The following is a 19,349-nucleotide window of genomic DNA, read 5'->3' as shown; positions in this document are numbered from 1 at the left end:
CATGGCTAGAAATGATAAAAATGATAAAAATGAACAGACTGACGGTCTAGTAGAACGCTTAGTTACCGTTGATCGCGTAGCGAAAGTTGTTAAAGGTGGTCGTATTTTCTCTTTCACTGCATTGACTGTAGTGGGCGATGGCAATGGTCGTGTAGGTTTTGGTCGCGGTAAAGCACGTGAAGTGCCAGCTGCTATCCAAAAAGCACTAGAAGCTGCCAAACGTAATATGATTACTGTTGAGCTAAATGATGCAACTTTGCATCATCCAATCAAAGCACGTCATGGTGCTAGTAAAGTCTATATGCAACCTGCGTCTGAAGGTACTGGCGTAATCGCTGGTGGCGCAATGCGTGCTGTATTAGAAGTTGCTGGTGTCAAAGATGTTTTGACTAAATGTTATGGTTCTACCAATACTGCTAACGTTGTTCGCGCAACGTTTAACGGTTTACGTGATATGTCAACTCCAGAGAAGATGGCAGCTAAACGTGGTAAATCTGTAGACGAAATCTTGGGTTAACTTAGACTAGGTGAGTTACGATGAAAAAAATGAAAGTCACTCAATTTAAATCGGGTGCCCATCGCCTAAAGAGCCACAAAGCGAGCTTGAAAGGATTGGGTTTACGCCGTATTAATCATACTGTAGTAGTAGAAGATACTCCTTCGACTCGTGGTATGGTCAATCGCGTTAACTACATGGTAAAAGTGGAGGAAGCGTAATGGGTCTTAGATTAAATGAATTATCACCAGGTGTTGGCGCAAAGAAAACTGCCCAACGTCGTGGTCGTGGTATCGGTTCAGGTCTTGGTAAGACTGGTGGTCGTGGTGTAAAAGGTCAGAAATCTCGTTCAGGTTCTAGCATTCGCTCAGGATTTGAAGGTGGTCAAATGCCTTTATATCGCCGTCTACCAAAATTTGGTTTTACCAGTAAACTGGCTATGAAGACTGCTGAAGTACGTCTTTCTGAACTGAATAAAATTGAAGGCGATGTAGTTAGCCTTGAAACACTTAAAGCTGCTAACCTTATCCGTCACGATATGAAACGTGCTCGTGTAATGCTATCAGGCGAAGTCACTAAAGCTTATACTTTCAAAGGTATTAAAGTGACTAAAGGTGCTAAGCAAGCTATCGAAGCTGCTGGTGGTAGCATCGAGGAGTAGTAACGTGTCAAAACAATCAATGTCATCGGCTGGTATACCGCTTAATCCATTCGCATTTATACGTAAGTATGATGAGCTATGGACGCGTTTATTATTTTTAATCGGCGCATTGATTGTTTATCGTTTAGGGTCACATATTCCAGTTCCGGGTATCAACCCAGTTAACTTGGCTGATCTGTTTTCGCGCAACGAAAACACTATTCTGAGCATGTTTAATATGTTCTCAGGTGGTGCGCTAGAGCGTATGTCTATCATGGCACTTGGCATTATGCCATATATCTCAGCATCGATTATCGTACAGATGATGTCTGCAGTATTGCCATCGCTTGAAGCCCTCAAGAAAGAAGGTGAAGCGGGACGACGCAAGCTAAACAAGTATACCCGTCAGGGAACGCTTGCTTTAGCCCTAGTACAGTCATTAGGAATGTGTGCCGGCTTAATCAGCCAAAACCTTACTTTATCTACTGGTCTTACCTTTTATATTCCAGCTGTTACTTCTTTAGTAGCAGGCGCAATGTTCTTAATGTGGCTTGGTGAGCAAATTACAGAACGCGGCGTAGGTAATGGTATTTCAATGCTCATTTTTGCGAGTATTGTGGCTGGTACTCCAGGTATCATTTCGCAGTCTATTGAACAGGTCAATCAAGGTCAGATGAACTTGATTGTGCTATTTATTTTTGTACTGCTAGGTATCGCGGTTACTGCGGGTATCGTTTATATTGAACGTGCTCAACGCCGTGTTCCTGTTAACTATGCACAAAAACAGCAACAAGGTCGCAAAATTTATGCTCAGCAGCAGTCACATTTGCCGCTCAAGCTAAATATGGCAGGGGTTATCCCAGCTATTTTTGCCAGTTCTTTGTTATTGTTTCCTGCAAGTTTAGGGCAGTGGGTCGGTCAATCGACTGATCCTACCTTTGTACAGAAAATACTTCAAAATATGGCATTGGTTTTGTCTCCAGGACAGCCGCTATATTTAGTACTGTTTGGCGCAATGATTATCTTCTTCTGTTATTTTTATACGGCATTGGTATTTAGTCCGCGTGAAGTAGCAGAGAACCTTAAACGTAGTGGTGCGTATATCCCAGGTATTCGCCCAGGACAACAAACTCAGCGTTACCTCGATCATGTATTAAACCGACTGACCTTTATTGGCGCGATGTATATGACGGTTATTTGTTTAATGCCAATGGTCGTCCAGTCATCGTTTGGTGTGCCGTTTCAACTCGGTGGTACGTCTTTACTGATTATGGTGGTTGTGGTAATGGACTTCATTTCGCAGATTCAAGCGCATTTGATGACCCATCAATATCATGATCAGACGTTAATTCAATCGCCCACTCAACCTTAAATGAGCGGTACGATATTTCAAGGAGCATGCTATGAAAGTTCAAGCATCAGTTAAAAAGATTTGTGGTAGCTGTAAAGTTGTGCGCCGTAAAGGCCGTGTACATATTATTTGTACAGCAGAACCTCGCCACAAGCAACGTCAAGGTTAATATTTAGTATTAGAAAACATCTAGTTTTCACTGCTAATTAAATTAATACTTGAAAAATAACGGCGGATGCGATATCATCCGCCACTTGCCGTGTTTATACAAAATCTTTTATAATAGAATCGATGAGCAGACTTATAGTCAAAACATCGATAATGACTATAAAAGCTCTAGTATTAACAGCAACAAATCTGAAGAGTAAAGCCTTATCGCTAGATAACGCTTATTTTTCTTTAATGGAGAGAAATCAATGGCTCGTATTGCCGGCGTAAACATTCCGGATAATAAGCATGCTGTTATTTCACTAACTTACATCTTTGGTGTAGGTCGTACCACTGCTCAGAAAATCTTAGAAGCAGTTGGCATCGCCCCTACTACTAAAGTCAGTCAGTTAGATGATACACAGTTAGATGCTATCCGTGCACAAGTTGCAAACTACATGACTGAAGGTGACCTTCGTCGTGAAGTTTCAATGAACATCAAGCGTTTAGTTGATCTTGGTTGTTACCGTGGCATCCGTCATCGTCGTAACCTACCAGTTAGAGGTCAGAACACCAAGAACAACGCTCGTACTCGTAAGGGTCCGACACGCCCTCTCAAAAGATAATTAACTTAGGAAGCTAAAAGATGGCAAAAGACACTCGCAGTCGCAAAAAGGTGGCTCGTCGTTCAGTATCGGAGGGCATTGCCCATATCCATGCGTCTTTTAATAACACCATTGTTACGATTACCGATCGTCAAGGTAATGCATTGGCTTGGGCCACTTCAGGTGGACAAGGCTTCCGTGGTTCACGTAAATCTACACCATTTGCAGCTCAGGTTGCAGCTGAAGTCGCTGGTAAAGCGGCCCAAGAATATGGTGTTAAGAATATCGATGTTTTGGTCAAAGGACCAGGACCGGGTCGTGAGTCTGCGGTAAGAGCACTAGGTGCATTGGGTTATAAAGTTAACAGCATCTCTGATGTAACCCCAATCCCACACAATGGTTGCCGTGCGCCGAAAAAGCGCCGCGTCTAATATTAAAGACGAAGCTTTTTATACTAAAAGCTTATAGGAGACATAACAATGGCCCGCTATATTGGACCAAAACTGAAATTATCACGTCGTGAAGGTACGGATTTAGGCCTTAAGTCTGGCGTTAAACCGTATGACGTAAAAACGAAGAAAGCTGGCCGTCCACCAGGTCAGCATGGCGTAAGCCGTAATAAGACCTCAGAATATGCTCTACAGTTGCGTGAAAAGCAAAAAGTTAAGCGTATTTATGGTGTACTAGAGCGTCAATTCGCGAACTACTATAAAGAAGCTGCTCGTAAGCGTGGCGCTACTGGTGAAAACCTACTAGCAATGCTTGAGAGCCGTCTAGATAACGTTGTATATCGCATGGGCTTTGGCTCAACTCGCGCAGAAGCACGTCAGCTAGTCAGTCATCGTACTGTTATGGTAAAAAAAGCTGGTCGTGATGAGTTTGTTCGTGTGAACATTCCTTCAATTCAGCTTCAAGATGGTGATGTCATCGCTATCCAAGAGAAATCTCGCGAACAGCTACGTATTAAAAACGCTATCGAATTAGCGACACAACGTGGTATTCCAGAATGGCTTGATGTTGACCACAGCAAACTACAAGGCACGTTTAAACATGCGCCTGATCGTATTGATCTACCTGCTGAAATCAACGAAAGCTTGATCGTTGAGCTATACTCTAAGTAATGACGTAATGCTCAATGTTATGAAAATGGCATTGAGCAATTAACGTTAATTAAACCAGTTTAATAAATCGAGGTGACATCATGATGCTAAATGCAACTGAGTTTCTAACGCCGAATGCCATTAATGTGGATACGGTTAACGAAACGATTGCGAAAGTCACGCTCGAACCGTTAGAACGCGGCTTTGGGCATACCCTAGGTAATGCTCTGCGTCGCATCTTGTTATCTTCATTACCTGGTGCTGCAGTCATTGAAGCTGAGATTGATGGTGTTGACCATGAATACTCAACGCTTGAAGGCCTGCAAGAAGACGTACTTGATTTGCTTTTGAACCTAAAAGGCTTAGCAATTACGCTTCATGACCAAAATGAAGTATTTTTGACCTTGGATAAACAAGGTCCAGGCACTATTACTGCTGCAGACATCGCGTTGCCGCACAATGTTGACATCATCAATCCAGAATTGGTCTTGGGTACATTGAGCGATCGTGGTCATCTTAAGATGCGTTTGCGTGTAGTGATGGGTCGTGGATATGAGCCAGCAAACCAGCGCCGTGAAGATGGTGATACTAAAGCAATTGGACGCTTAAAGCTTGATGCAAGTTTTAGTCCTGTGCTTCGTGTTGCTTATCAGGTTGAGAACGCTCGTGTAGAGCAGCGTACTGATCTTGATCGTCTTATCATTGAGCTTGAAACTAATGGCACTATAGATCCAGAAGAAGCAATTCGTAAAGCAGCCACTATTTTACAACAACAGATTTCTATCTTTGTTGACCTAGAAGCTGAAGAAGCGCCTGAGCCTGTGAAAGAGAAAGAAGAGGTTGATCCGGTGCTATTACGCCCTGTGGACGATCTTGAACTAACGGTTCGCTCAGCCAACTGCTTGAAAGCTGAAAACATTTACTATATCGGTGATTTGGTACAGCGTTCAGAGACTGAACTTCTAAAAACCCCAAATCTTGGTAAGAAATCATTGACAGAAATCAAGGACGTATTAGCGTCTAAAGATTTAGAGCTCGGTATGCGCCTAGATAACTGGCCACCAGCTGATTTACGTGTTGATGATCGCTTTTCTTATCGTAGCCGTTAAACTTTAAGGATTTTTGACTATGCGCCATCGTAAGAGTGGAGTCAAGCTGGGTCGTACCGGCAGTCATCGTAAGGCAATGTTTCAGAACATGACTAACTCATTATTTGAGCATGAACTGATCAAAACAACTTTACCAAAAGCTAAAGAACTACGTCGCGTTGCCGAGCCATTGATCACTATGGCTAAAGAAGACAGCGTTGCTAACCGTCGTTTAGCGTTCAGCCGTATGCGTAGCAAAGCTATGGTAGGCAAATTATTTGGCACGTTAGGTCCTCGTTACCAGACGCGTCCAGGTGGTTATTTGCGTATCGTAAAATGCGGTTACCGTGATGGTGACAATGCGCCAATGGCTTATGTAGAATTGGTTGATCGTGACTAGTTTTACACCTAAGACATATTCCCATAAAAAAGCTCCAATGCAATTGGAGCTTTTTTTTGTCTTAAATTTGACTAGATATACTAGTAGTTGTTTAAAGCAATAACTAGCTGTTTAGAGTAACAACGAATCGACATTGGCAGCATCTTGCCTGATAACTTCAGGAACGCTGCTAGTCATATCTACGATAGTAGTAAGCTTGGTCGTCTTTATACCTGCATTGATCAGTCCGTCGATTTGATTGCCTAGTAAGTCTTCAATCTCAAATGGGTCATCCAAAATATCGTCTCGATTAGGCAAAATCAGTGAGCTGGTTAAGATAGGTTCATCCATCGCTTCTAATAATGCTTGAGCAATAGGGTTGCTAGGCACACGAATACCAATGGTTTTTTTCTTTGCATGCGCCAGTTTCTTGGGTACGTCTTTAGTGGCAGTAAGAATAAAAGTAATTGGGGCAGGTGTGTGGGCTTTCAACTGTTTAAATTGAACATTATCAACTGTTGCATAGTTGGCAATCTCTCTCAGATCTCGGCACAATAGCGTAAATTGATGCTTATCATCGAGTTCGCGGATTTGCTTAAGCTTCGCTAGGGCATCCTTTGCACCCAAACGGCAACCAAAAGCATAACTGGTATCAGTTGGGTAAATAATTAACTGATCTCTGCGCAATAGGTCAGCGGCTTGCTCAATGAGACGTGGCTGCGGATTATCGGGATGAATATAGAAGACTTCCATAGTGGTTCCTTATTTTATAATTATTGGTTTTTAATTGAGACAAATTTTTCATTAGTTAGATGCAGTTCAATTACTAGATACATTAGAAAAACTACTCTAGAACTAAAGTAGATCGATATCTTCAAAATACTACTTCAGTTATCAGTATAGCTCAAAGTAGATATAAGTTTAGTGGCAAGGCGTTACCAACCGTAGAAAATCGTTAATAAGTAGGAACGCTTAGTAATTTAAACTAAGCGCTGGTTTCAGATGAAGAAGTGCAAGCGCTAAGTAACGCAGTCAGTAAAGTCTTAGCGTCACGCGGCAGAGTATGAGGTTTGGCTATATAGCTTTGGACTTGCTGATAGACATCAATAGCAAAGGTGCTACTACTAGTGTCGAAGTCGGCAAACAAGTTATCTTGTGAGATTTGGAAATTTCGTCCACACGCCAAGGTGAATAGACACTCTAATGCTTGAGGTTTGATTTCTACACGCTCAAATGCTTGCTGCTGCGCCGCTGATCGTCCATCTGGAGCATACCAGTAGCCAAAGTCAGATAGTTGTCTACGAGCGTCGCCAGCTACGCACCAATGACTTAGCTCATGCAGAGCACTAGCAAAAAAGCCATGAGCGAATTCAATTCTGGCAGGCTTATCATTTTGAGCTGGAAAATATTCGGGTTCATCATTGCTACGAACCAATATAACTTGCTGATCAGCGAATAAAGTATTAAATAACTGTATGAGCCAATCGGTAGCTAATCGTTCGCTATCAACTATCGATTCTGCTGAGTAGGTATTGTCAGATTGAGTACTATACAGCCTTTGCCACTGACTTCTGCATTCGTTTAAATACTCATCTTTATCAAGATTCAGTTTGTTGTTGGCTGAATTTTCAGTATGACTCCCTAACTGAGTAAGCTGTTGCAGCAACGAACTTGCTTCAGTAGGAGAAAGTAAATCAGAAAAATTCATTTTATTATCGGATAGATTCATAGAGAAGACATTGACTTAATAAATACTAAAGACAAAAAACTTTAGGTAAAAAGGTAAGTAGTAAAAGAGCTTAAACAAATTTGCTATCAAAAAATCTTAACATACTAGCGCTAGCAGAATATGGCACTTTCCGTTAGTATGGCAGGCAATATTATACACCGTTTTTATGAATGAGGCCGCGCATGTCAAGCACTCCAGAAACTAAACCGTCAGCATCTCACGCTGACAACAAAAAAGTGCCTGTATCTACTGGCATGCCTGAGCACATCTCCTTAGATAAATGGGCAGATACTGGTTATGAATGGTCAGGAGAGGTCAAACCAAGCTCGTTTGATCGTCTTGCTACTACTTTGAGTACTGAACATGAGCAGTCAGATATACAGCTCAACGCTAACTTATATCGTCGCAACAACGTCTTGCATTTAGCATTTACTTTGACAGGTGATGTTTGGCTAACTTGTCAGCGCTGCTTACAACCAATCGCGATAGACTTGTCTGATGATTATGACATCGCGCTACTAGAAAACGATAGTCAGGTTCGCCTAGTTAAAGATGAACAAGATTATTTATTACTGGATGAAATCGTCACCGAGCAATCGCCAGAGCGTCTGTTACCATTTAAGAAGTTGGTAGAAGACGAGATCTTGCTCAAGACCCCAATGGCGCCAAAGCATGACGATTGTGAGATGTCTATTGAGCAGTTTGGTGAGATACCAGAAGAAGAGGAGGGTGAAAATCCTTTCGCTGCTTTAGCCTCATTAAAAGGCAAACTATAAGCGTCAAAATTATCTACTCAATGCATTTAAAAAGCCTTTTATCAGCTTTGTACAGAAGAGTGCAAGGCAGGGCTTTATTAATTTAATAAACATGCGTATAATGTCCGGTTTATTGCATTCGAGCAACCTGTTGCTTGCTGATAGAAACTGACTGGGTAAATTTTTTATAGAATTCAGCCTTGGTCAGTGCTTTATGTGAGTGGCAATCTATTTAACTAATGATGCTTAAGACTTAGGTTGTTATGATTATATAGCCTCTGTCAGTATCGACTTAAGCTGAATTTCAAGCTTATCCCTTTTAAGTATAGGAGCTATATCATGGCTGTTCAAAAAAGTCGTAAAAGCCGTTCTCGTCGTGACATGCGCCGTTCACATCACCGTATGGAAATTGCTGAACTAAGCGTAGATGCTACTACTGGTGAAAAACATCGTCGTCATCACATGACTAAAGATGGTTTCTACCGTGGTCGTCAACTGTTCAAAGTCAGCCAAGACGCCTAAGACATTGGCTCTGTGATAGCTTAGGCGAAGATGATAATAGTACTGGTGACTATTATTGTTTTTGCCTAGTTATTATTAGTCAATAAGCTTTGAGCTAAAAAAAGCCAAGTTATTTCGCTATCATATATTATGTGGCTGGATAACTTGGCTTTTTGTTATTTATAACTAGACTTATTGCTTAATTCGCTTGTTATTTTTAGTAGATTTAAAAATGTGCTGATATAATCTGCTCCTTTAATTTGGGCAGCGTTACTCTTGCTGTTTGGTTTGCATCCGCTATGATAATAGTGTCTGTCAGTGTATAGTTTACTGACAATCCGTTTTCTTGCATAAATACTTGAAGTAGCGGCTTTGTATAGCATCTAATAATATAATACACCCCATTGTTTTTAGGGATATTTCTAATCAGATAAGGAATATTGGTTATGGCTTCTGTACCCGATATGGTAAAAAAGCAACCCGCTCGTATCGCGGTTATTTTTCCTGGACAAGGATCTCAAGCAGTCGCGATGACGAGCGAGCTTGCCGAAATCTATCCAGAGATACGCGATACATTTACCGAAGCGAGTGATGCGCTTGGCGAGGATTTGTGGGCAATCTGTCAGGACGAAGAAAAACTCAATCAAACCCAATATACTCAGCCTGCGCTTTTGACAGCTAGTATTGCTATTTGGCGTGTCTTACAACAAAAAATAGAAGAGACGCCTTGTTATTTAGCTGGTCACTCTCTGGGCGAGTACAGTGCCCTGTGTGCTGCCAATGTGATATCGCTTGGTGATGCAGTCACTTTAGTACATAAGCGCGGTCAGTTGATGCAAGAGGCCGTTGTAGGTGTCGATACTGCTATGGCTGCAGTATTAGGACTAGAAGATAACCGAGTCGAAAACCTGTGTGAGCAAGCAACCGAACACGTAGAAGATGCCGTAGTCGGTGCAGCCAATTTCAATAGTCCAGGACAAGTGGTTATCTCGGGTAACGCTGCTGGTGTTAATGCTGTTATTGATAAAGTCAAAAATACTGGCAAAAAATCTGTTCCTCTAAAAGTGAGTGTGCCGTCTCATTGCGCACTTATGGAACCTGCCAGCAATGCATTGGCTGAGATACTAGCGGGTATCAAGTTTGATCAGGCAACCATTCCTGTGATACAAAATCGCTATGCACGCGTTGAAACCAGTGCGGTCGGTATCAAGCAAGCATTGACTGAACAGCTGAGCGAGCCAGTACTGTGGTCAAAAACCATGCAAGAGCTAGCTGATAAGCAAATTAATATATTAATCGAATGCGGCAGTGGTAATGTACTGAGCAATTTGGCGAAGCGTCAGGCGCAGCCAATCGCAAGCTACCCTACTGACAAGCCTGCCCGTCTAGAAAAATTATTGGAGGTGTTATTATGAGCCGTACGATTACATTAGTGACTGGCGCTAGCCGAGGTATTGGCAAAGCAGTGGCCAAACGTTTTGCTAAAGAAGGACATTTTGTCATTGGAACCGCGACCACCGAAAAGGGCGCAGAGCTTATCGATGACTACCTTCATGATACTGGTGGTATTGGTCGTGTTTTAGACGTACGTGATACTGCTCAAATTGACAAATTGTTTGAAGAGATCGAAAGCGTTTATGGCGCGGTACAAGTATTGGTTAACAATGCCGGCATCACTCAAGATGGTCTACTGATGCGCATGAAAGATGAAGATTGGGAAAATGTCATCGACACCAATTTGACATCGGTATATCGCATGAGTAAACGTGCCGTACGCGGTATGATGAAAGCACGCCGTGGCCGTATTATTAATATCACCTCTGTCGTCGCTCAAATGGGCAATGCAGGCCAATCTAACTATGCGGCGACCAAGGCTGGCGTAGAAGGGTTTAGCCGTACGCTTGCACGTGAGATCGGTTCACGCCAAGTGACCATCAACTGTGTGGCACCAGGCTTGATCGAAACGGATATGACAGATGAGCTTGATGAGCGCCTATTGAACTCTATGTTAGATGCTGTACCTATCAGCCGTCTTGGTCAGCCAGAAGACATCGCTGCAGCGGTACATTTCTTGGCTAGCGACGAGGCCAGTTATATCACAGGTGCTGTTATTCCTGTCAATGGCGGCATGTATATGTAGTCAATATATGAGCGTTACATAGTTATAATAAAAAACTGTGTGAACGAGTGTAAACTATAATAAAGGGTGCTATAATGACGGATACTTTTGAGTCAAAGCCCTGTATGATAACAGGGCTTTATTAGACATCAGACAGACTGTATAACATGTCATAGAGTACTCAGACAGCATTGCTGGTCTGGCAAACGCATTTTATATACCATGCTATAGCGTTTAAACAAGGCGATATAGCAGTTTATTAAAAATAATAGATGATAACGGAGTGATCTACATGAGTAATGATATCGAGCTAAGAGTAAAAGCAGCAGTAGCTGAGCAACTAGGTATGAATGTTGAAGACATCAACAACGATGCTTCATTCATGGAAGACTTAGGTGCAGATTCTTTAGACCTAGTTGAATTGGTTATGTCATTTGAAAGTGATTTTGGTATCACTATTCCTGATGAAGATTCTGCAGAATTGACTACTGTTCAAAAAGCAATTGATTACGTACAAGCCCAACTATAATTTGCTACTTATTTAGCAGATTTATAATGCCGCTTATCTGATTAGATAGGCGGTTTTTTTATGGGTGCGTGATTGTTATCTTTAAACGCAGTAATCGAATTTAACATTGACTACGTTAATTCAACATTATTCAACATACTATTACTATCTACATCGACTCACTTTATCTATACTCATAACAGTAAATCGTAAAAAAGGATGCCAGTTAGACATTTAAAATATTGTTTGATTGCGCATTTCATTAAAAGAATGACAAATAATAATATTTCAAGGAGTAGATATATGGGTATGTTTAGCTTTGCAAAAGATATCGGTGATAAGATTTTTAACCGTGACGACGAAAAGCATGATGCTAAGACAGAAACGAAAGCAGATGCTAATACACCAGTACAAAGCAGTGAACCGAGTGCACAATCAGTTGCCAATATTTTGTTGCGCCGTATTCAGCAGCAGAACCTCAATATCAGTAACCTAAAAATTAAATATAATGGTTCTACAGATACTGCAGAAATCAGTGGTAATGCTAAAACTCAAGCTGATCGTGAAAAAGCCATTATCGCTATCGGTAACGTGCAAAACGTTGCAAAAGTTATTGATAACATCGATATCGAAGAAGATGCACCTGAATCTACAATGTATACGGTAAAGTCTGGTGACAGTTTATCTAAGATTGCTAAAGAAGTTTATGGTTCATCTGGCGATTACATGAAGATATTTGAAGCAAACAAGCCAATGTTATCTGATCCAGATAAAATCTATCCAGGTCAAGTATTACGCATTCCTAAGCCGTAATGCTAGAAGAAGCGTATAGAAAAATAATACTTTAAATATGATATTCTAATCAAAAAAGCCTCTTATCATTAAGAGGCTTTTTTTATATCGTACACTTTAAATAACCATTTTATCTCAGGGAGATTTGATAGTCATAGAGTGATTGGTTAATTAGTCGAGTCTAGCTTATTGTGCTGCTCAGCTACAGCCCATTCGATATGCTCATCTAGCATATCATTATGTAAGGTCAATTTAGATTTTAACTGTTCGACCACTTCTAAGCTGGCATTAGCATTGCCAAGTCCGATAGCAATATTACGTAAAAAATTCACATAGCCGGTGCGTCTTAGCGGGCTACCTTGAGTGTTCTTCATAAAGTCGGCTTCTTGCCACTGCCATAGTTCAAGTAAGCTACTATTATCCAGTCCATGTCTTGGTGCGAAGTCATCGACGGTAGTCAGATTGGCATAACGATTCCATGGACAGATTAACTGGCAATCATCACAGCCAAAAACCCGATTGCCAATTGCGCGTCGATATTTGGTATCGATGACTCCATCATGCTCGATAGTCAAATAAGAGATACAAGCAGAGGCGTTGAGCTCATGGGGCGCTACAATTGCTTGAGTAGGGCATATGTCAATACAAGCGCTACAACTACCACAATGCTCCTTGACCGGTTTATCATCGGGCAGCTCAAGACTCAAAAATAGCTCACCGAGCACAAAAAATGAGCCAGCTTGCTTATTTATAAGTAGTGTATGTTTACCCGTCCAACCGAGACCTGCTGCATCTGCAATCGGCCGCTCAAAGATAGGCGCTGAATCGCTAAAAGGTCTAAACACAAATTCTTTCTCTGAACCGATATCCAAATGTTGCCATTCAGGAAGCATTGTTTCTATCTTTAAAGCCAATTGCTTTAAACGGCTACGCATTGTCTTATGGTAGTCGCGCCCTCTTGCATAACGCGCAATGATGCCTTTATTGGGATGGTCGTTATCAGTGACAGCACGCGGTGTGGGTGCTTGAGTTAGATAGTCCATACGTACGCTGATGATGGTCTTTGCGCCCTCAACTAACTGATCAGGATGAGCGCGCAGATCATGATTATTATGCATAAACTGCAGCTGGCCCTCATAGCCTTTATCTAGCCACTTCTGTAGTTGTTCAATCTGCTGAGTAAACAAAGGATGATGCACAGATAAAAAACCACAATCAGCAAATCCTAATGCCTGTGCTTGTGTTGTAATCCACTGCTTAACATCAGCTGTGGTTGCGAATACAGTTGGATTGGTAATGGTAATTTTGTTTTTATCAGTAGGCATAGAGAGTAGGTGCTTATTAGATGGTTTTCTCGTTTGTTTTAATCAGATTATTCATATCTGACAATCAGAGATAATGTAAATACGGCTATGATAAGCCAGTGAGCAATGAGTGCAAGTATAAAAGAAAATAAACTCACATTCATATTGATACATAAGTCGAGGTAAGCTTTTGCTAAGCTGATATGAGAAATGAGCAACCAAATTTAAATAAAATAAAAAATGAGTAGAAACACCAAGGATAAGTTATGAGAAATAATACCAATTTATTACCTATAAAAAATACAAAACCTATCGCGCTATATAGTAGTGAGCAGGTTTATGCGATGGAACAGGCTTGGTTTGCAGAGGGATACGACAGTTTTGGTTTGATGAAACAAGCTGCTTGGCAAATGACACAGCAAATAGAACAGGTTTATGAGCGAAAAACCGTCAGTGCCAGCCATTCTACCAATACTAACGTTTATCAGCGTAGTGCTTATCCACGTCGAGCAAGTATCTGGGTAGGGAAAGGTAACAATGGTGGTGATGGCTGGCTTATCGCTTATTATTTACAGCAAGCTGGCTGGCAAGTAGAAGTAATAACAGTTGGCTTTAGTGAAAATGATTTTGATCTCCATGATCAATCAGTAACTTCTAAAACTCCTAACAATGGAGACAGCGATAGTAGCAATATTACTGACTCGATAAAGGCATTACAGATAGCTTTAGCTAGCAGCTGTCACTATCAACGATTTGAAGACATTGTTAGTCACGATGATGCGGATAAAAGAGTTTTGCCAGCTGATATCTATATCGATGCATTATTTGGTATTGGCTTAGATCGTGCACCAGAAGGCGTTTATAAATCAGCTATTAAAGCTTTTAACAACGTTACTCAGAAAAATAACACACTAGCAATAGCAGTTGATATTCCAAGTGGTTTAGTGGCTTCTACTGGTGAAGTGTTCGAGCGCATAGCAATACAAGCTGACGTGACTCTATGTTTGATTGCGCGTAAGTTTGGTCTGCATACTAAAGATGGTACAGATTATAGCGGAGACGTAATCGATATACCGTTGATACCTTATCAAAAAGCATGCCAGCAAACAGCTAGCCATCATACGATAGCTGAGAAAAATGCCAGTCAAGCATTTGAGCCAGTTGCCACGTTGATGACGGCTGCACATAGTATGAATCTGCGTCGCCAAAACAGCTATAAAGGCAGCTATGGTCATGTGCTAGTCATTGGCGGAAATCGCGTCGATGGCTCTCAGGGTATGGGTGGTGCTGCCATACTGTCTGCAGCCAGTACGATGGCGACAGGTGCTGGTAAAATAACAGTTGCCTGTCATGAGGCTTTTCATGGGTCGTTACTGACTTCATTGCCAGATGCGATGACTATTAATCTACATGACGCAAGCGGCGTAAGAGATTTAATCAAGCAGGCCAGTGTCGTTGCCATTGGGATGGGACTTGGCCGCGACGAAAAAGCCAAAACATTATTTATTGATTATGTACAGGCTGCTATAGAGAATGAAAAATCAATTGTGATTGATGCAGATGGACTTTATCACTTGACATCGCTGCATATGGATAATCATGAACTGGTAACAGAGCTACGAGAATACAGTACGAATCATCGAGTTTGCTTAACGCCGCATAGTGGGGAAGCAGCTAGATTACTTGATCAAAAGATAAGTAAGATTGAGTCCAATAGACTGCAAGCTATAAAACAGTGCGCTGTAACGTATGGCGGTAATTGGGTATTAAAAGGGGCTGGATCGTTAGTGCTAGAACAAGAAGAGGGAAAAGAGCAAATATATGTCTGTGATATAGGGAATGCTGGCATGGCAACCGCTGGCATGGGTGATGTGCTATCTGGGGTGACCGCTGGACTATTGGCACAGCAAGATTTATCAGCAGAGGCGCGTAGCTTACATCAAGCGGTTCTTATACATGGGTTTGCAGGAGATGTATTAGTAAATCAAGCGAATAGCGACACCAGTACATTGCTAGTAGGGCAACGAGGGCTACAAGCTCAAGATATGCCAGCAGCCATTCGTCACGTCATGCAGCTTATGGTAGTTTGATATTTGCTTTCAAGAGGTCTGACTAGGTAGAAGGGTTGGAGCAATACTGAGTAATCGCTTGCTGTACGCGCTCGCGCTTAAGCTCAATCTCACGACCATCTAGGTATTGACGTTTGCCGTTAGCATCCATCTCATAGATACGGCCGCCTACATTTAGGTTGGTCAGATTATTACGTAATGATTGGCAGCGTTGAGCATTAGCCTGAGCTTCTTGTTCTTTAATACGTGCTTCAAGTGCGGCTACTCGTTGTTCTTCTGCAGTTTGAGCATTGCTGCTCTGGTTGGGATCTGTTTTTCCTGCCATTTGTCCTGCGTTGTTCTGTCTACCGTCACTACGAAACTCAATCAGTTCAATATTTTTACCGACTTGGGGCGCATGTTGGCTATATTTTACTTCACCATGTGCACCAATAGATTTATAAACTTGAATGGCCTGACTGGCATTCATGGACAGCATTAGCATACACGCGGTACTCATCAACAGTTTGGCAGCGGTATATATCTTAGACGCATATGCCATAGTAGCAATCCTCTTATTTAATAAAAATCAAATGTATATGGGTGTAAATATAACACTTGAACGTTTTATTGGTAGTAATAATGTATCGACTATCGATTCTAGCAAATAATACTTATCAATGTATATTATTTAATAACTAATAGTTTGGGATAGGCTTTAGAAGTTTTTCTTGACAATAACTCGTAAACCATCGAATATAATAGCAGTTGATTGGTCAGTGAGCGGCTTTTACGATGTTGCCGTGGCACTTGAGAAAGAAAACGACGAGTTACTTATCGGTAGCTTCTGCAGTTTTATTTCCTTTGTGATAATGATATAGCAAGCGTAGTGGCAAAACGACCACTATTGATAGCGATACATTGTCTCCGGACTTATCTGTCTACAATGACTAAGATAAACTTATTATTTGAAATGTGCTAAATGTGTTTTTAGCAGTTGTATCAAAAGCGATATAGTACGCCGTTGAGAGATTTCCCCAAAGCCTATTGTAAGTTCTAAAGATCTTATAATTTAGCATTGGTTATGAAGTTTTTTTGCTTGTGTATATCGATGCATCTGTACAAATAAAGTCACACGAATAAAGTCACAATAGGTACTTGTTAGTATCGAATCTCAATAATAAGCGCCTTCTTTTATAGATGCACTCGCATCTTGTCACTGTATATCGATAAACATCCATCACAAAGCTGACCTAAAATACACTGCTATGTTTGATTAGTATTGTCCTATGAGACAGTGTTAATTAAACTTATTAGGCAGATATTCTTGATATGGACAAGAATTAGCGATCATTCAGTAAGTAAAAATAACGACGGTAAGTAATTATTTTTGCTCATAGAATCCCGCAAATTCTCGCCGCAAAAAAAGGTGATGACAGTGACGCAAACCACGCAAAGTCCGAACATGACGGGACATACCCAAACGGGTAATGCCGCCAAAAATTTTGAACAAAAGCAACAACGTCTTGCAGAAGGTAGTGCACAGCCTGTGATGCTATCGGGCGCTGAAATGCTGGTGCAAGCACTGACTGACGAAGGTGTCGAATACATCTTTGGCTATCCAGGTGGCGCGGTCTTACACATTTATGATGCGCTGTTTCAGCAAGAAAATATTGAGCACATCTTAGTACGTCATGAGCAAGCAGCGGGCCACATGGCCGATGCTTATTCGCGAGTGACTGGTAATACTGGTGTCGTGTTGGCCACATCAGGCCCTGGTGCGACCAATACCGTGACAGCTATTGCTACTGCCTTTATGGATTCTGTACCAATGGTTGTAATCGCAGGTCAGGTACCAAGCAGCCTAATCGGTGAAGATGCTTTCCAAGAAACAGATATGGTAGGTGTATCACGTCCTATCGTTAAGCATAGCTTCCAAGTACGTCATGCTAGCGAAATTCCAATGATTGTAAAAAAGGCATTTTATATTGCCCAGACTGGTCGCCCAGGCCCTGTCGTCATTGATGTGCCAAAAGACATGACTGCGCCTAGCGAAAAGTTTGCTTATGAATATCCAGAAGAAGTATTTATACGCTCGTATCAGCCTTCACTCAAAGGTCATAGTGGTCAAATCAAAAAAGCCATTGAAACGCTATTAGCAGCGCAGCGTCCAGTTGTATATGCAGGCGGCGGTGTGATTTGGAGCAATGCGCACGAAGAATTAACAGATCTTGCACATCGTCTGAATTTACCAGTGACCAACACCTTGATGGGTCTTGGTACGTTCCCTGGCTCTGATCGTCAGTTCTTAGGTATGCTTGGCATGCACGGTACTTACGAAGCCAATATGAGTATGCACCATGCTGATGTGATTTTGGCCGTCGGCGCGCGTTTCGATGATCGTGTGACCAACAACGTTAAAAAATTCTGCCCTAACGCAACCATCATTCATATCGATATCGATCCTGCTTCGATCTCAAAAACGATTCTTGCGCACATTCCTATCGTAGGCGATGTGAAGTCAGTCTTAACGGACATGCTAGAGATTGTTGGTCAAGACAAGCAGTTAGAGCAGCACGCATTGCTCGATTGGTGGTCACAAATTAATGAGTGGCGTAAGCGTCATGGCTTACGTTATGACACCAGCACAGATAATGGTATTAAGCCACAAAGTGTCGTACAAGCTCTAGATAAAGTGACTAACAGCAACGCTATTATCACAAGTGACGTTGGTCAGCATCAGATGTTTGCGGCACTTTACTATACTTACAATGAGCCACGTCAATGGCTGAATTCAGGTGGTCTTGGTACCATGGGGGTTGGCCTGCCGTATGCAATGGCTGCCAAACTTGCCAATCCTGAGCGTGATGTGGTTTGTATCACGGGTGAAGGCTCTATTCAGATGAATATCCAAGAGCTATCAACCTGCTTGCAATATAACTTACCAGTTAAAATTCTGAACATTAACAATGCGCAGCTAGGTATGGTGAAGCAGTGGCAAGATATGCTGTATGAAGGTCGTCATGCCCAGTCTTATATGAACTCCTTACCAGATTTTGTCAAATTGGCTGAAAGCTATGGTCATGTCGGTATCAAAATTACTGACCCTGCGACCATGGAAGCACAATTGGCTGAAGCAATGGCTATGAAAGATAAACTGGTATTTATCGATGTTTACGTCGATCGTAATGAGCATGTATATCCAATGCAAATCGCTGGACAGGCCATGCGTGATATGTGGTTAACAAAAGGGGAGCGTACCTAATGCAACAACAACATCTGATTTCGGTATTGATGGAAAACGAAGCGGGTTCGTTGTCGCGGTTAGTCGGCTTGTTCTCACAACGTGGCTACAATATCGAAACTTTGAACGTCGCACCTACTGATGACCCAAGTATCTCACGTCTAACGGTTACGACCATTACGTCACCTGAAAGAATTGAGCAGATCACCAAACAATTGCATAAATTGATTGAAGTGGTTAAAGTGCTTAACCTAACGGAGAATGTACACGTTGAGCGTGAATTAATGCTCATTAAAGTCCGTGCAACAGGCGGTGTGCGTGAAGAGATCAAACGTAGCGCAGATATTTTCCGTGCACAAATCGTCGATGTAAATTCGAACTTATATACAATTCAAATCGTGGGCGACAAAGCCAAACTTGATGGTTTTATTGATGTGATTGGCCGTGAGCGCATTATGGAAGTGGTTCGCTCAGGTGTGATTGGTATTGCCCGCGGTGAAAAGACTCTAAGCATTTAATTATTTATCAAAACCAGTTTAAACC

At 41.7% G+C, this 19,349-nt stretch carries 23 protein-coding genes; 19 read left to right on the top strand and 4 right to left on the bottom strand.

Features of this window, described 5'->3' with window-relative positions; all coding sequences use genetic code 11:
* Window position 1: 1 nt before the first annotated feature.
* From rpsE to rplQ, 10 genes are all read left to right on the top strand, one after another.
* On the top strand, window positions 2–517 hold the full coding sequence (gene rpsE / locus I3254_RS07290; RefSeq protein WP_057758716.1) for a 30S ribosomal protein S5: 516 nt from the start codon (window positions 2–4) through the stop codon (window positions 515–517).
* A gap of 20 nt (window positions 518–537) precedes the next feature.
* Window positions 538–717 (top strand): 50S ribosomal protein L30, encoded by a 180-nt coding sequence (gene rpmD, locus I3254_RS07285; RefSeq protein ID WP_057758718.1) that lies wholly within the window; start codon window positions 538–540, stop codon window positions 715–717.
* A complete protein-coding gene (gene rplO / locus I3254_RS07280) occupies window positions 717–1,157 on the top strand; it encodes a 50S ribosomal protein L15 (RefSeq protein WP_057758719.1) in 441 nt (146 codons plus the stop codon). Before rpmD ends, rplO begins: the two co-directional genes overlap by 1 nt.
* A 19-nt stretch (window positions 1,158–1,176) precedes the next feature.
* A complete protein-coding gene (gene secY, locus I3254_RS07275; RefSeq protein WP_180958160.1) occupies window positions 1,177–2,508 on the top strand; it encodes a preprotein translocase subunit SecY in 1,332 nt (443 codons plus the stop codon).
* Window positions 2,509–2,539: 31 nt separating this feature from the next.
* Window positions 2,540–2,656: a 50S ribosomal protein L36 gene (rpmJ, locus tag I3254_RS07270; protein WP_010196721.1), complete on the top strand. Its 117-nt coding sequence runs from the start codon at window positions 2,540–2,542 to the stop codon at window positions 2,654–2,656.
* A gap of 247 nt (window positions 2,657–2,903) precedes the next feature.
* The gene (gene rpsM, locus I3254_RS07265; protein ID WP_021813384.1) at window positions 2,904–3,260 is read left to right on the top strand and encodes a 30S ribosomal protein S13; all 357 of its coding nucleotides are present in this window, start codon (window positions 2,904–2,906) and stop codon (window positions 3,258–3,260) included.
* Between the two features lie 20 nt (window positions 3,261–3,280).
* Window positions 3,281–3,670 carry a 30S ribosomal protein S11 gene (gene rpsK, locus I3254_RS07260; protein ID WP_010196728.1) on the top strand — a complete coding sequence of 130 codons (390 nt, stop codon included), beginning with the start codon at window positions 3,281–3,283 and terminating at the stop codon, window positions 3,668–3,670.
* Between the two features lie 48 nt (window positions 3,671–3,718).
* On the top strand, window positions 3,719–4,360 hold the full coding sequence (gene rpsD / locus I3254_RS07255) for a 30S ribosomal protein S4 (protein WP_057758723.1): 642 nt from the start codon (window positions 3,719–3,721) through the stop codon (window positions 4,358–4,360).
* Window positions 4,361–4,440: 80 nt separating this feature from the next.
* Window positions 4,441–5,448 (top strand): DNA-directed RNA polymerase subunit alpha, encoded by a 1,008-nt coding sequence (gene rpoA, locus I3254_RS07250; protein ID WP_021813386.1) that lies wholly within the window; start codon window positions 4,441–4,443, stop codon window positions 5,446–5,448.
* Between the two features lie 19 nt (window positions 5,449–5,467).
* Window positions 5,468–5,827: a 50S ribosomal protein L17 gene (gene rplQ / locus I3254_RS07245; RefSeq protein ID WP_021813387.1), complete on the top strand. Its 360-nt coding sequence runs from the start codon at window positions 5,468–5,470 to the stop codon at window positions 5,825–5,827.
* A 111-nt stretch (window positions 5,828–5,938) separates the two neighbouring features.
* Here the strand turns inward: rplQ and I3254_RS07240 are convergent, their stop codons facing one another.
* Together I3254_RS07240 and I3254_RS07235 are read right to left on the bottom strand one after the other, a co-directional pair.
* Window positions 5,939–6,559, bottom strand: a complete 621-nt coding sequence (locus I3254_RS07240) for an L-threonylcarbamoyladenylate synthase (protein WP_238052286.1) — start codon at window positions 6,557–6,559, stop codon at window positions 5,939–5,941.
* A gap of 232 nt (window positions 6,560–6,791) precedes the next feature.
* A complete protein-coding gene (locus I3254_RS07235; protein WP_238052283.1) occupies window positions 6,792–7,535 on the bottom strand; it encodes an elongation factor P hydroxylase in 744 nt (247 codons plus the stop codon).
* A 182-nt stretch (window positions 7,536–7,717) separates the two neighbouring features.
* On the opposite strand from I3254_RS07235, the gene I3254_RS07230 reads away from it, so the two are divergent.
* The 6 genes from I3254_RS07230 (at window position 7,718) to lysM (ending at window position 12,231) form a co-directional block, all read left to right on the top strand.
* Window positions 7,718–8,311: a YceD family protein gene (locus I3254_RS07230; protein ID WP_238052282.1), complete on the top strand. Its 594-nt coding sequence runs from the start codon at window positions 7,718–7,720 to the stop codon at window positions 8,309–8,311.
* A gap of 318 nt (window positions 8,312–8,629) precedes the next feature.
* Window positions 8,630–8,812 carry a 50S ribosomal protein L32 gene (gene rpmF / locus I3254_RS07225; RefSeq protein WP_057758809.1) on the top strand — a complete coding sequence of 61 codons (183 nt, stop codon included), beginning with the start codon at window positions 8,630–8,632 and terminating at the stop codon, window positions 8,810–8,812.
* A gap of 425 nt (window positions 8,813–9,237) precedes the next feature.
* The gene (fabD, locus tag I3254_RS07220; protein WP_238052281.1) at window positions 9,238–10,206 is read left to right on the top strand and encodes an ACP S-malonyltransferase; all 969 of its coding nucleotides are present in this window, start codon (window positions 9,238–9,240) and stop codon (window positions 10,204–10,206) included.
* A complete protein-coding gene (gene fabG, locus I3254_RS07215) occupies window positions 10,203–10,931 on the top strand; it encodes a 3-oxoacyl-ACP reductase FabG (protein ID WP_057758813.1) in 729 nt (242 codons plus the stop codon). Before fabD ends, fabG begins: the two co-directional genes overlap by 4 nt.
* A gap of 271 nt (window positions 10,932–11,202) precedes the next feature.
* Window positions 11,203–11,439 (top strand): acyl carrier protein, encoded by a 237-nt coding sequence (acpP, locus tag I3254_RS07210; RefSeq protein ID WP_057758815.1) that lies wholly within the window; start codon window positions 11,203–11,205, stop codon window positions 11,437–11,439.
* 282 nt (window positions 11,440–11,721) lie between these two features.
* Window positions 11,722–12,231, top strand: coding sequence for a peptidoglycan-binding protein LysM (gene lysM, locus I3254_RS07205; protein ID WP_057758817.1), 510 nt, complete (start codon window positions 11,722–11,724; stop codon window positions 12,229–12,231).
* Window positions 12,232–12,377: 146 nt separating this feature from the next.
* Here lysM and queG read toward each other — a convergent pair whose 3' ends face one another.
* Window positions 12,378–13,535, bottom strand: a complete 1,158-nt coding sequence (gene queG / locus I3254_RS07200) for a tRNA epoxyqueuosine(34) reductase QueG (protein ID WP_238052280.1) — start codon at window positions 13,533–13,535, stop codon at window positions 12,378–12,380.
* 245 nt (window positions 13,536–13,780) lie between these two features.
* Between queG and I3254_RS07195 the strand changes: the two genes are divergently transcribed.
* Entirely contained in the window at window positions 13,781–15,604 is a 1,824-nt protein-coding gene (locus I3254_RS07195; RefSeq protein WP_238052278.1) for an NAD(P)H-hydrate dehydratase, read from the top strand.
* Window positions 15,605–15,626: 22 nt separating this feature from the next.
* On the opposite strand, the gene I3254_RS07190 is transcribed toward I3254_RS07195, so the two are convergent.
* Window positions 15,627–16,124, bottom strand: a complete 498-nt coding sequence (locus I3254_RS07190; RefSeq protein WP_101204858.1) for a DUF4124 domain-containing protein — start codon at window positions 16,122–16,124, stop codon at window positions 15,627–15,629.
* A 990-nt stretch (window positions 16,125–17,114) separates the two neighbouring features.
* On the opposite strand from I3254_RS07190, the gene I3254_RS07185 reads away from it, so the two are divergent.
* Window positions 17,115–18,827 carry an acetolactate synthase 3 large subunit gene (locus tag I3254_RS07185; protein ID WP_197411831.1) on the top strand — a complete coding sequence of 571 codons (1,713 nt, stop codon included), beginning with the start codon at window positions 17,115–17,117 and terminating at the stop codon, window positions 18,825–18,827.
* Window positions 18,827–19,324 (top strand): acetolactate synthase small subunit, encoded by a 498-nt coding sequence (gene ilvN / locus I3254_RS07180; RefSeq protein WP_057758828.1) that lies wholly within the window; start codon window positions 18,827–18,829, stop codon window positions 19,322–19,324. The genes I3254_RS07185 and ilvN overlap by 1 nt, the downstream gene beginning before the upstream one ends.
* Window positions 19,325–19,349: the final 25 nt, after the last annotated feature.

Source organism: Psychrobacter sp. Ps2 (genome assembly GCF_022129405.1).
In the GTDB taxonomy this organism is placed as follows: domain Bacteria; phylum Pseudomonadota; class Gammaproteobacteria; order Pseudomonadales; family Moraxellaceae; genus Psychrobacter.
The sequence above is the reverse complement of the archived record's forward strand: the minus strand, read 5'-3'. Positions and strand labels throughout refer to the sequence as shown.

Coding starts and splice junctions, on each gene's coding strand:
- rpsE (WP_057758716.1), top strand. CDS start 2: ATGGCTAGAAATGATAAAAATGATAAAAATGAACAGACTGACGGTCTA.
- rpmD (WP_057758718.1), top strand. CDS start 538: ATGAAAAAAATGAAAGTCACTCAATTTAAATCGGGTGCCCATCGCCTA.
- rplO (WP_057758719.1), top strand. CDS start 717: ATGGGTCTTAGATTAAATGAATTATCACCAGGTGTTGGCGCAAAGAAA.
- secY (WP_180958160.1), top strand. CDS start 1,177: ATGTCATCGGCTGGTATACCGCTTAATCCATTCGCATTTATACGTAAG.
- rpmJ (WP_010196721.1), top strand. CDS start 2,540: ATGAAAGTTCAAGCATCAGTTAAAAAGATTTGTGGTAGCTGTAAAGTT.
- rpsM (WP_021813384.1), top strand. CDS start 2,904: ATGGCTCGTATTGCCGGCGTAAACATTCCGGATAATAAGCATGCTGTT.
- rpsK (WP_010196728.1), top strand. CDS start 3,281: ATGGCAAAAGACACTCGCAGTCGCAAAAAGGTGGCTCGTCGTTCAGTA.
- rpsD (WP_057758723.1), top strand. CDS start 3,719: ATGGCCCGCTATATTGGACCAAAACTGAAATTATCACGTCGTGAAGGT.
- rpoA (WP_021813386.1), top strand. CDS start 4,441: ATGATGCTAAATGCAACTGAGTTTCTAACGCCGAATGCCATTAATGTG.
- rplQ (WP_021813387.1), top strand. CDS start 5,468: ATGCGCCATCGTAAGAGTGGAGTCAAGCTGGGTCGTACCGGCAGTCAT.
- I3254_RS07240 (WP_238052286.1), bottom strand. CDS start 6,559: ATGGAAGTCTTCTATATTCATCCCGATAATCCGCAGCCACGTCTCATT.
- I3254_RS07235 (WP_238052283.1), bottom strand. CDS start 7,535: ATGAATCTATCCGATAATAAAATGAATTTTTCTGATTTACTTTCTCCT.
- I3254_RS07230 (WP_238052282.1), top strand. CDS start 7,718: ATGTCAAGCACTCCAGAAACTAAACCGTCAGCATCTCACGCTGACAAC.
- rpmF (WP_057758809.1), top strand. CDS start 8,630: ATGGCTGTTCAAAAAAGTCGTAAAAGCCGTTCTCGTCGTGACATGCGC.
- fabD (WP_238052281.1), top strand. CDS start 9,238: ATGGCTTCTGTACCCGATATGGTAAAAAAGCAACCCGCTCGTATCGCG.
- fabG (WP_057758813.1), top strand. CDS start 10,203: ATGAGCCGTACGATTACATTAGTGACTGGCGCTAGCCGAGGTATTGGC.
- acpP (WP_057758815.1), top strand. CDS start 11,203: ATGAGTAATGATATCGAGCTAAGAGTAAAAGCAGCAGTAGCTGAGCAA.
- lysM (WP_057758817.1), top strand. CDS start 11,722: ATGGGTATGTTTAGCTTTGCAAAAGATATCGGTGATAAGATTTTTAAC.
- queG (WP_238052280.1), bottom strand. CDS start 13,535: ATGCCTACTGATAAAAACAAAATTACCATTACCAATCCAACTGTATTC.
- I3254_RS07195 (WP_238052278.1), top strand. CDS start 13,781: ATGAGAAATAATACCAATTTATTACCTATAAAAAATACAAAACCTATC.
- I3254_RS07190 (WP_101204858.1), bottom strand. CDS start 16,124: ATGGCATATGCGTCTAAGATATATACCGCTGCCAAACTGTTGATGAGT.
- I3254_RS07185 (WP_197411831.1), top strand. CDS start 17,115: ATGCTATCGGGCGCTGAAATGCTGGTGCAAGCACTGACTGACGAAGGT.
- ilvN (WP_057758828.1), top strand. CDS start 18,827: ATGCAACAACAACATCTGATTTCGGTATTGATGGAAAACGAAGCGGGT.